Source organism: Vibrio sp. M250220, assembly GCF_036533795.1.
Lineage (GTDB): Bacteria > Pseudomonadota > Gammaproteobacteria > Enterobacterales > Vibrionaceae > Vibrio.
Genome location: NZ_JATABI010000025.1, coordinates 40,959 through 52,120 on the forward strand (window position 1 = coordinate 40,959; position 11,162 = coordinate 52,120).

An 11,162-nucleotide genomic window follows, 5' to 3' on the forward strand; every position below is an offset into this window, starting at 1 on the left:
CATGTTAAACGCTATTCGAAAAAATGGTGCCGTACTGGCTATTTTTGCCTGCGCTTCTACAGGTGTGGTGGCACTGACAAACTCTCTGACTAAAGATCAGATCAACTTGCAGCAACAGAAACAATTGCTATCAGTACTCAATCAGGTGATCCCTCACGATCTGCACGATAATGAGCTCTATAAGGCCTGTACTCTGGTCAATAGCCCACTTCTGGGCACTGATGCAGACATGCCTGTGTACATGGCGACACTGAATGGTCAACCTTCCGCCATGGCAATTGAAGCTATCGCACCAGATGGCTATAACGGAGCGATTAAGATCATCGTCGGTATCAAACAAGATGGTACGATTTCTGGTACTCGTGTTCTTAGCCATCAAGAAACACCCGGGCTTGGTGATAAAATTGATCTACGCATCAGCGACTGGATTTTAGGGTTTGCGGGTAAGTCTTTAACTGATAGTAATCAAGCCGATTGGAAAGTTCGCAAAGATGGCGGTCAATTTGATCAGTTTACCGGTGCAACCATTACACCACGAGCCGTTGTGAAAGCGATCAAAAAGACGGCTGAGTACGTCAATACTCACCGAGATCAAATACTGGCTCAGCCACTCACATGTGGAGGCAACAATGAGTGATCATAAAACACTGATTAAGAACGGCATGTGGGATAACAACCCTGCGTTAGTTCAACTTCTTGGTCTGTGCCCACTGTTAGCGGTATCTTCTACCGTGACCAACGCACTTGGACTTGGAATCGCAACGCTATTGGTGCTGGTTAGCTCAAACGTCACCGTATCATTAGTCCGTGATTACGTACCTAAAGAGGTACGTATTCCGGTGTTTGTGATGATCATTGCCGCATTGGTGACTTGCGTGCAGTTGTTGATGAACGCCTATGCTTACGGTTTATACCTATCACTAGGCATCTTCATCCCTTTGATTGTGACCAACTGTATCATCATTGGTCGCGCTGAAGCTTTTGCGTCGAAAAACGATGTTCTACCCTCTGCACAAGATGGGTTTTGGATGGGCTTAGGCATGACGAGTGTACTCGTGGTGTTGGGTGCTATACGTGAGATCATCGGTAACGGCACTCTATTTGATGGTGCAGATTTGCTATTGGGTGAATGGGCAACATCTTTGCGCATAGAAATTTTCCACTTCGATAACAGCTTCCTACTGGCGCTGTTACCACCGGGTGCCTTCATCGGCGTGGGACTACTGATCGCAGCGAAAAACGTCATCGACAAACAAGTCCAAGCTCGTCAGCCAAAACAACAAAAACAGACTATTGAACGAGCTCGCGTAACCAACCAATAAAAAACCGCGCATTCTTTTATTCGCGTGGCATAAAACACTGGAAAGCAGCCTAAAATGAACAAAGAGAAACGAATACTAATACTGGAACGCTTGAGGGAAGATAACCCGAACCCTCAAACAGAGCTGAACTGGAGCACACCTTTTGAGCTTTTAATTGCCGTTCTGTTATCAGCACAAGCAACGGATGTCAGTGTCAACAAAGCCACAGACAAGCTCTATCCGGTTGCAAACACACCACAAGGGCTGCTCGATCTTGGTGTTGATGGCGTCAAGGAATACATTAAGACCATCGGTCTGTTCAACTCCAAAGCCGAAAATGTTATCAAGACTTGTAAGATCTTAATCGAACAGCACGGCGGCGAAGTACCTGAAAATAGAGAAGCGTTAGAAGCACTGCCAGGGGTGGGACGAAAGACCGCCAACGTCGTTCTCAATACCGCGTTTGGCTGGCCAACAATTGCTGTCGACACTCATATCTTCCGCGTTGCCAACCGTACCAAGCTTGCGGTGGGGAAAAACGTTGACCAAGTGGAAGAGAAGCTACTCAAAGTTGTGCCTAAAGAATTCAAACTCGATGTTCATCATTGGTTAATCCTCCATGGTCGCTACACTTGTGTAGCACGCAAACCACGTTGTGGCAGCTGTATCATAGAAGACCTTTGTGAATTTAAAGAAAAAGTATATCCAGAAAACTAGGAGAGCATAACAATGTCAAATGGACGCATCTTGCACACGATGCTTCGTGTTGGTGACTTAGATAAATCAATCAAGTTTTACACTGAAGTAATGGGAATGCAGCTACTTCGTACTAATGAAAATAAAGAGTACGAATACACGCTAGCCTTCATTGGCTTTGGTGACGAATCTCAAGGCGCTGTGATTGAGCTGACCTACAACTGGGGAACGACGGAATACGACCTAGGAACAGCATTTGGACACATCGCTATTGGCGTCGACGACATTTACTCAACTTGTGAGGCTATCAAAGCTGCAGGAGGCAATGTGACTCGTGAACCTGGCCCTGTTAAAGGCGGTACAACACATATCGCGTTTGTTAAAGACCCAGACGGTTACATGATCGAGCTGATCCAAAACAAGCAAGCTTCTGCAGGTTTGGAAGGCTAAAACGCCCTAACATCAATCAAACATTAGGACAGCAACTCGCTGTCCTAATTTTTAGACTTTACTTGATAATGATTATCACTTAATCTCTAACTGTTCGCACCGAGGAGATTGATAACATGGGCATTACCGAATGGGAGAAGCATACCTTGCTGGCTGATCTAGCCATGAGTGATGATGACCATCTACGTGGCATACTTCATTACCAACAAGCGCTCACTCTGAGTGAACGTATTAGTGAGCAAGACGAGGTCGATGTAGAAGATCGTTTGATGATTTCAGTGATATCGTGCCACAACATGGCGATGTTCTGGCGCAATATTGGCGACGAGAAATATGAACTGAAGTATCTTCAACTAGCATCAGAAAAAGTACTGACTCTCGTCCCACAATGCCCAAATAACCAGTGCGATGCTTTCATTGACTCGATGGGATGCTGCAAGAAAGCCCTGATCGAATTTATGAAAAGACACCCTAATCCAAACATCGCTAGAATGGTGCAAGATATTGATACTGCTACCAATTGTAATCTGATTGCTAAATTCAGATTAAACTGATCTGGTGCCCTCAATAGCTAAAAACCAGCGATATGCTGGCTTTTAGCTATTGAGTTGCTCAGCGGTTTAAACCTGAGTACGACCCAAGGATATAACGACACGGCGGTTTCTGTCTTTGCCAATTGGTGATGAGTTATCATCAATCGGTCGACGTTTACCATAGCCTTGAACCCGGATACGATCTTCCTGCAAGCCTAACGACTTAAAGTATTCTTGCAACACTTCTGCACGTCGTTCCGATAAGTTTTGGCTCGAACTCTTACTATCATCGGCATCGGTATAGGTTGAGACGAGCACTAAATCGATATCTTGGTTGTGCTTAATATATTCAGCAATTTGCGCCAAGCGTTTCTGTGACTGTTTATTTAGCTCTACGCTAGTACGGTCATAGTGAAGAATAGTAAATGCGATATCTTCGAAGCTGTAAGGCAGTAAATTGGCAATACAATCACTAAAGACATTGTAAGAACGTTGGAAAAGCACCGATGAGAGTGCAACCTCTATTCTTTCGTCACGGCTGCGCCATTCTTGATAACTGAATGTCGGGTATCGCCCCTTCTCTAACTCACCCAGAATATTCCACGCAGTTTGTCCGCCAACATAGCCATCAAACTGTTGGAAAAAGCGGATACTGGTTATCCGGTCGGCACCTTCTCCTGGTCGCCATGCTGGAGGCATAGAGACAAGGCTAACATCACGAGTTTGCCCCATAGGGCGTTTCATCTTGAGCTCAAAGTCGAGATTGATTTTCTTACTGGCGTAAGAAGAAAACACCGCATCACCATAATTGGGGATAGGATGTACGAGTCGACATTCCAATGGTGTATTGGCAACCATTTGCCACGTCGATTGCTGAGGCTTTGCAACATACTGCTTATCCAACGCATACGCTTGGGCAGTAAACGCTGTCATGGACAAGGCTAAACTGGTTGCAAACAACTTCTTCATACGATACTTCTTCTCTTAACTGAACTCTGGCGAGGTGGCTTTTGCCGCTCAATCGCCCGCGACAAATACAATGCAAAAATCTAGCCAACACATTTGTATAGTACAAATTTCCAATGTTTCTTTTTCAATCAGCATTAACGGTTTTTCTTGCTGAAAGAATCTGCAATAATGCCTGCCCTGTCACATAATACGAAGCACACATGACTATAGAAAACGAAGCATTGACGCTAAAAAAACGATTCCGTGGTTACTTTCCCGTCGTTATTGACGTGGAAACTGCAGGATTCAACGCCAAAACAGATGCCCTACTGGAAATCTGTGCCATTACTCTAAAGATGGACGAAAACGGCGATCTTGTCCCCGCGTCAACCATTCATTTTCATGTCGAACCTTTTGAGGGCGCTAACATTGAAAAAGAAGCGCTCGACTTTAATGGGATTCGCGATCCATATAGTCCGCTGCGAGGTGCTGTGACAGAAGACCATGCTCTCAAGGAAATCTACAAGCTTGTGCGCAAGGAACAAAAAGCTGCAGATTGTAGCCGCGCCATCATGGTCGCTCACAACGCAACTTTCGATCACAATTTCGTGATGGAAGCGAGTGAGCGCTGCAAGCTAAAGCGTGTCCCATTTCACCCCTTCGCTACCTTTGATACTGCAACACTAAGTGGTTTGGCCTACGGTCAGACTGTTTTGGCTAAAGCGTGCAAAACGGCTGGGATGGAATTTGACAATAAAGAAGCCCACTCAGCTCTATACGATACTCAAAAAACGGCTGAGCTCTTTTGCGGCATTGTCAATAAATGGAAAGCTCTTGGTGGCTGGCCACTCGTTGCATCGGATGCTGAAACAATAAAATAAAAATGTAAACACAACTTACGAGTAAATTATGAACCCTGTTGTCATTTCTGTATGTGTCATGCTTGCTTTAGCACTGATGCGAGTCAATGTCGTGGTCGCACTGACATTCAGTGCTATCGTCGGTGGCTTGGTTTCATGTATGGAACTGAATCAAGCTATCTCCGCATTTGAAAGTGGTCTAGGTGGTGGCGCTACCATCGCTCTAAGCTATGCAATGCTCGGTACTTTTGCTGTTGCTATCTCTCGCTCTGGAATCACAGACCTGCTAGCAAATAGCGTGATTAAACGTATTCACGGTAAAGAAAACGCATCGGCGTCAACTGGCTTGAAGTACGCGGTGCTGGTTGCATTAGTTTTGGTGACTATGTCATCACAAAACATTATTCCTGTTCACATCGCCTTTATCCCAATTCTTATTCCACCTCTACTAGGCGTGTTTGCCAAGCTAAACCTCGATCGTCGTATGATTGCTTGTGTACTGACGTTTGGTCTCGTTACACCCTACATGGTGCTACCGATTGGTTTTGGCGGTATCTTCCTCAACAACATTCTGCTGAAAAACTTGCACGAGAACGGCCTAGAAAGCGTCGTTGCAAGCCAAGTGCCTGTTGCTATGCTGCTTCCTGCTGCTGGTATGGTTTTTGGTCTTGTTACTGCGATTTTCTTTAGCTATCGCAAGCCTCGCCAGTACAAAGAAACTGAGCTGACTCATGTTGAAGAAGGTCCAAAGGAGATCAACAAGAAAAACGTATTGGTTGCCGCTGTCGGTATTGTTGCCGCTCTTAGCGTTCAGCTTTCAACTGGTTCTATGATTATTGGTGGCCTTGCTGGTTTCATGGTGTTTACTTTCGGCGGTGTGATTGCGTGGAAAGAAACCCATGACGTGTTCACTAAAGGTGTTCACATGATGGCAATGATCGGCTTTATCATGATTGCAGCGGCAGGTTTTGCCGCAGTGATGAAACAAACGGGTGGTGTTGAATCTCTCGTTGAAGCACTTTCAACCAGTATTGGTGATAACAAACCTATGGCGGCACTACTGATGCTGGTTGTTGGCCTGTTGGTAACAATGGGGATTGGTTCATCATTCTCAACCATTCCAATTCTTGCCACTATTTACGTACCACTCGCTGCGGCTTTCGGCTTCTCACCGATGGCCACTATCGCACTAGTTGGTACCGCAGCAGCTTTGGGTGATGCAGGTTCTCCGGCTTCTGATTCAACCTTAGGCCCAACATCTGGTCTAAATGCTGATGGTCAACACGAACATATCTGGGAAACCGTGGTACCAACCTTTATCCACTACAATATCCCACTGATTGTATTTGGTTGGATTGCAGCAATGGTGTTGTAATCACGACAAACACATACAAAAAAAGCTGACCTTAGGTCAGCTTTTTTATTGGGAACAATCGGTATTACCGCGCTTGTTTTTCAACAACCGCAGCCAACACCGGCACCATATCTTCAAGCAGTTTTGCTTCGACTGGCTTACCAGATGAATCGGTCACGTTAATTGAAGTACGGTTACCAAGATCACCAAATAGGAAGGTGTAAGTCCCAGAGTTTAGACCAATTGGTTTGACACCAATATCGTTCCAGAACTTATCATCAGGTGCCGCATACTTCGCTTTGACCGTACCTTGAGATTGGTTACGCTCTTCAAGAGTAAAGCCCATAGTCGGCAGAAGAGTCGGTAGACGGTTCCACAGTACGTTGTATTGAGTTCGAGCAATAATAACAGGGAAGCCACTGCGGTCTGAACCCATTGTGATCGGGATCTGCTTCACTAACTGTTCTGCTTTACGAGCTGCTTCTTCACGTAAGTCTAGGTCATAACGAGCCGTCACTAAGTTAGTCATCAGCGCATTGTAACGTTCTTTGTTAGTAGCAGTAACAGGTAGCTTTTTACCTGCTTCACGCCAATCAATTAGAGAAATACGAAAGCCATGACGGCCATCAGCAACGACGCGCTCAATTTGGTAACGTGCGCCAAGCTCAACGTCCTCGTCTTCAGACATCCAACTTACCCAATCCGTCTCTATACGTGTTGAAGTCTGTTCGCGAATCGCTATGTTTCGCTCTTGCAGCATCTTCTCTGCGGTTTGCCAAACTTTCTCAACTTCATCTTCACGGAGTAGCCAAAGTGTCGTTTCACCGCGCCTACGTTCAGCTCTCGCACCCGGAATCAATTCTAATACTTGCTGAGGAGGACGAATATCAACCTCTTTACCCACACCACCAGAAAACTCCCCCTGAGGAATTTGATAGTTAGTGTAAAACTGCGGAGTTGCCCCTTCAGCCAACTTCCACTCTTGCATCGGTGCCGTATTTAAGTATTCAAAGTCATCCTTAGCCTGACGACGTTGTGTCGCGCTGCCTGAACATGCACTTAAAACAAAAACAGCTAGTGAACTGACGACTAGCTGGTAAGACAATTTCATTGAAACTCCTGATACTTGTAAGCCGGAGCAGTGCTCCGGCCATCCATATTCAAATTTAGTAAATGCAAGCATCCGTCATTGCTTGAGCCACAGTCGGGCGAGCACTTTCAGATAGCTCTGTCAGTGGCAGACGCAAACTACCATGTTCAATCAGGCCTAGTTTATGCGCAGCCCATTTGACTGGAATTGGGTTCGACTCGATAAACAGGTTTTTATGTAAAGGCATCAAGCGTTGGTTAATAATTTCCGCTTCTTCGTACTTACCTTCACGAGCCAGTTTGAACATTTTCGCCATGTCTGCGGCTGCAATGTTATTGGTTACCGAGATAACACCATTGCCGCCCTGTTTAACGAATTCCAAACCTGTTAGGTCGTCACCACTTAGTAAGATAAAATCTTCGCCACAAAGTTCACGGTGAATTGCAATTCTGCTTAAATCGCCTGTCGCATCTTTAAGTGCAACAATATTTTCGATTTCAGACAAACGTGCCACTGTTTCTGGCAGTAAGTCTACCGCAGTACGGCCTGGTACGTTGTACAAAATTTGTGGTACATCGCTCTCTTCTGCGATGGCTTTGTAGTGCTGGTACAAACCTTCTTGCGTTGGTTTGTTGTAGTAAGGCGTAACACTTAAACAACCTGCAATCCCTGAGTTGTTTAGTAGACGGCTGAATGTGACAGACTCGTGCGTTGCATTTGCACCCGTTCCAGCAATAATAGGGATTCGCCCGTCAGCAAATTCGACCGACTTCATCACGACCTTGACATGCTCTTCAATAGTCAGCGTTGCCGATTCACCGGTCGTACCGACTGCTACGATGCCATCGCTGCCCGCTGCAATATGGTACTCCACCAGCTTCTTCAGGCTCACGTAATCTACTTCGCCATCATGATTAAACGGTGTAATTAACGCTACAATACTTCCTGAAAACATGTCTTTCTCCCTAATTTAGATACTTATCGCATGGTACTGTAAGGCGATTGATAAAGACAAGCACTTAGATGCGCTTAAATCACCTAAATGAATGAATATTTATTGGATGTTAGAACTCTGGCAACATACTCCTTCTATTTTCCGCCGTGTCAGTACTAAGTGAAGAATTCAGTGCTCGTAGTGGATCCGATTAAAGCATACTCAATTCGGTAACAAAAAGCGTTGTCTGGCGCATTTTTCTCACTCGCTTCTGTGCTAAGCTCTCTCATTAATAAAAATAACTTTGATAAAAGTGAACCTATGACTCAACATCTAGTGATTACTGCGGTAGGAACAGATCGCCCAGGTGTCTGCAACCAAGTTGTACACCTAGTCACTCAGTCTGGATGCAATATTGTTGACAGTCGTATCGCCCTATTCGGCAATGAATTTACTCTCATTATGTTACTTTCAGGCAACAATGCTGCCATCACTCGGGTAGAAACGACCCTTCCCCTGCTTGGTCAAGAGCATGATCTGATCACGATAATGAAACGTACATCTACTCACGCTTATCTAGAAAACGCCTACACGCTTGAAGTGTTTGTAGAATCGGCTGATAAGCCTGGACTGACGGAAAAATTTACTCACTTTTTTGCTCAAAAAGAGATCGGTTTATCCTCGCTCAGTGCTCAGACCATAGATAAAGCCAAAATCGATGCGGCGTCAGATCAATTTCACATTGCCATCACGGCTACCGTTGGGTCCGAGTGTAACCTGATGCAATTACAAGAAGAGTTCGACACGCTTTGCCGTGACCTAGAGGTACAAGGCTCACTTAATTTCATAAAAAATAGTCAATAAGGCATTGTCATGAACACTCGGCTTTGATGTGATGGACGCACACTAACAAAATAAAGGCTCACAACACGGCGTAGGGGTTCACTCTACGGCGGATATAATATATTAGAAAGTAAGGAAAAACCGATGGCAATTGAAACTGGACAAACAGCACCAGATTTTACCCTGAATGATCAGGACAATAACCCAGTGACACTATCTGAGCTTCAAGGAAAAAAAGTACTGATCTACTTCTACCCACGCGCTTCAACACCAGGCTGCACCGTTCAGGCTCAAGGATTACGTGACAATAAAGCTGAACTGGATGATCACAATGTTGTGGTTCTTGGCGTCAGCCCTGACACCCCAAAAAAGCTAACCAACTTTATCAATAAGCAAGAGCTAAACTTCACGTTGCTAGCCGATGAAGAACACGCTGTTTGTGAAAAGTACGGTGTTTGGCAACTTAAGAAGTTCATGGGTCGTGAAAATATGGGAGTTGTTAGAACCAGTTTCCTAATTGATGAAGCTGGTAACCTCGAACATGTATTCCAAAAATTCAAAACCAAAGATCACCATGAAGTGGTCCTAGATTACCTAAAACAGAAGTCAAAATAGGCTTTGTTTCTGAATTCAGCTTACGAGCGGACGCTGACTAAATCGTACACCTTTTAAACGATATACTGAGTTTCGGGCATACTTATCCCAGTTAACTTGTGGAGGGCTTTGATCATGGCGTAAGTTTCCCCAACTTGTGCATTGTAATTACGAAGAGTGAGTGAAGCTCCAAGTAACTGTTTCACGCGATACATAGCGGTTTCAGACAGTGAACGTCTGTGGTAACCATACTTCTGTTTTCACTTTTTGTTCGACCCATAGAGTTTCTGGCAGCCAATCGCCAGATTGCGTGGATGCCCCTTTTCCCAGAAAGCTGCCCCCTCACGCGGAGGGATTATAGGTATCGCTTTCTTAACCTTAATCGCCCTGTGGCACTCCCTTGTATCGTATGCGCCATCTCCCGAGATCTCCTTCATGACTCGGCGTGTTTGTTTGAGTAGATTAGGGAGGACTTCCGCATCTGTCACGCCTGATAGTGTCAGCTCAGCTGCGATAATTTCATGAGTATCGGTATCAACGGCAAGATGGAGTTTACGCCAGACTCGACGTTTACCATCGGTTCCATGCTTTTTCACTTTCCATTCATCCTCACCGTATACCTTAAGTCCAGTTGCATCAATGGCTAGGTGCTGAATAGTGCCTCGTGAAGAGGATTAAAGCTAACCTCGACATCCTTTGCTCGGCGATTTATACAGGTATAGTGGGGACAAACCAATGGAACCTTCGCCAATCAATAAAGCCTTGCAACGCCCTTAAAGTAAGCGTTCACCAGTGGGTAGTTGACTTTCTTCTACAAGCCAAGAACGTTTGGATATGACTGACGCACAGTGACCGCTTGCACGATCTCCGTCAGTACAGATAAGCTTGATAGCCCACGCTTCTTGCAGGTTTCTACCAGCGTGTGCATTCTGCCTCTGAACTTATCACCGGCATCTGAGGTGGTGCCAAAGCTGATTTATTCTCCGTTCCGCTTCATTGTTGGTTAACGGGATGGATTCATGTTTCAGGATCAGCCATAAGCTTTGCCGGTGTTGTTCCAGTTTTTCACAGCGACCTTTATACCTCTGAACAACGATGGAACGCCCCTTCTCAAGCCCGTAATCGAACGCTTTTTGAAGTCGGTGCATCCGGCGGATGTACTGCCCATGATGCAGTTCACCTCGCTCAAAGCGATGACGTGTTCTGAAGATGGCACCGGTAATAAGAGTCAGATATTGGCCCACTCTGGCGGTATATCCACCGCCACTGTAATCGGCTATTTGCTGCAGGTTCCGTATAATAAGGGACCAGCAGAGCTGACGCTGCCCCTGAGGTATCCAGTTGTAGCTCGGGCATTGGTCACTAACGACAACCCCTCAGTAATCCTCACCCAGGATAACTTTGGCTGAGTGACTAGGGCGTGTTGATCTTTGCTGTACGTTTTATGCTCAGCAATACATTGGTAGCCACATTAACATAAATGCCAGCGATACCATGCTGGCATAGTTCCTTTTCAACTTGTCATATCTAGTGGATATTGCTCGATAATGCTTGATTTT

12 protein-coding genes and 3 pseudogenes are annotated in these 11,162 nt (G+C 45.4%); 9 read left to right on the forward strand and 6 right to left on the reverse strand.

Going from position 1 to position 11,162, the window contains the following annotated elements:
• Position 1: 1 nt before the first annotated feature.
• The 5 genes from rsxG (at position 2) to QTN94_RS10510 (ending at position 3,001) form a co-directional block, all read left to right on the forward strand.
• Positions 2-637 carry an electron transport complex subunit RsxG gene (rsxG, locus tag QTN94_RS10490; protein ID WP_331427611.1) on the forward strand — a complete coding sequence of 212 codons (636 nt, stop codon included), beginning with the start codon at positions 2-4 and terminating at the stop codon, positions 635-637.
• Entirely contained in the window at positions 630-1,322 is a 693-nt protein-coding gene (locus tag QTN94_RS10495; RefSeq protein ID WP_331427612.1) for an electron transport complex subunit E, read from the forward strand. The genes rsxG and QTN94_RS10495 overlap by 8 nt, the downstream gene beginning before the upstream one ends.
• 54 nt (positions 1,323-1,376) lie before the next feature.
• Positions 1,377-2,018, forward strand: coding sequence for an endonuclease III (nth, locus tag QTN94_RS10500; protein ID WP_331427613.1), 642 nt, complete (start codon positions 1,377-1,379; stop codon positions 2,016-2,018).
• 12 nt (positions 2,019-2,030) lie between these two features.
• Positions 2,031-2,447, forward strand: a complete 417-nt coding sequence (gene gloA / locus QTN94_RS10505) for a lactoylglutathione lyase (protein WP_138972078.1) — start codon at positions 2,031-2,033, stop codon at positions 2,445-2,447.
• A gap of 116 nt (positions 2,448-2,563) precedes the next feature.
• Positions 2,564-3,001, forward strand: coding sequence for a DUF2753 domain-containing protein (locus QTN94_RS10510; protein WP_331427614.1), 438 nt, complete (start codon positions 2,564-2,566; stop codon positions 2,999-3,001).
• A gap of 66 nt (positions 3,002-3,067) precedes the next feature.
• On the opposite strand, the gene motY is transcribed toward QTN94_RS10510, so the two are convergent.
• Entirely contained in the window at positions 3,068-3,913 is an 846-nt protein-coding gene (gene motY / locus QTN94_RS10515; protein WP_331427619.1) for a flagellar protein MotY, read from the reverse strand.
• 236 nt (positions 3,914-4,149) lie between these two features.
• Between motY and rnt the strand changes: the two genes are divergently transcribed.
• Together rnt and QTN94_RS10525 are read left to right on the forward strand one after the other, a co-directional pair.
• On the forward strand, positions 4,150-4,809 hold the full coding sequence (gene rnt / locus QTN94_RS10520) for a ribonuclease T (protein ID WP_138972075.1): 660 nt from the start codon (positions 4,150-4,152) through the stop codon (positions 4,807-4,809).
• Between the two features lie 28 nt (positions 4,810-4,837).
• A complete protein-coding gene (locus QTN94_RS10525) occupies positions 4,838-6,163 on the forward strand; it encodes a Na+/H+ antiporter family protein (RefSeq protein ID WP_331427615.1) in 1,326 nt (441 codons plus the stop codon).
• 64 nt (positions 6,164-6,227) lie between these two features.
• On the opposite strand, the gene bamC is transcribed toward QTN94_RS10525, so the two are convergent.
• Together bamC and dapA are read right to left on the reverse strand one after the other, a co-directional pair.
• Positions 6,228-7,253, reverse strand: coding sequence for an outer membrane protein assembly factor BamC (bamC, locus tag QTN94_RS10530; protein ID WP_331427616.1), 1,026 nt, complete (start codon positions 7,251-7,253; stop codon positions 6,228-6,230).
• A 55-nt stretch (positions 7,254-7,308) separates the two neighbouring features.
• Positions 7,309-8,187 carry a 4-hydroxy-tetrahydrodipicolinate synthase gene (gene dapA, locus QTN94_RS10535; protein WP_331427617.1) on the reverse strand — a complete coding sequence of 293 codons (879 nt, stop codon included), beginning with the start codon at positions 8,185-8,187 and terminating at the stop codon, positions 7,309-7,311.
• 300 nt (positions 8,188-8,487) lie between these two features.
• Here dapA and QTN94_RS10540 point away from each other — a divergent pair, with 300 nt between their 5' ends.
• A complete protein-coding gene (locus QTN94_RS10540) occupies positions 8,488-9,030 on the forward strand; it encodes a glycine cleavage system protein R (RefSeq protein WP_138972071.1) in 543 nt (180 codons plus the stop codon).
• Positions 9,031-9,153: 123 nt separating this feature from the next.
• Entirely contained in the window at positions 9,154-9,624 is a 471-nt protein-coding gene (bcp, locus tag QTN94_RS10545; protein WP_331427618.1) for a thioredoxin-dependent thiol peroxidase, read from the forward strand.
• Between the two features lie 53 nt (positions 9,625-9,677).
• On the opposite strand, the pseudogene QTN94_RS10550 reads toward bcp, so the two are convergent.
• The 3 pseudogenes from QTN94_RS10550 to QTN94_RS10560 all read right to left on the reverse strand — a co-directional run.
• Positions 9,678-10,389 (reverse strand): annotated as a pseudogene (locus QTN94_RS10550) (IS5 family transposase); the annotation flags it as partial.
• 25 nt (positions 10,390-10,414) lie between these two features.
• A pseudogene (locus tag QTN94_RS10555) lies at positions 10,415-11,027 on the reverse strand (IS66 family transposase); the annotation flags it as partial.
• Between the two features lie 24 nt (positions 11,028-11,051).
• Positions 11,052-11,162: pseudogene (locus QTN94_RS10560) on the reverse strand (IS5/IS1182 family transposase); the annotation flags it as partial.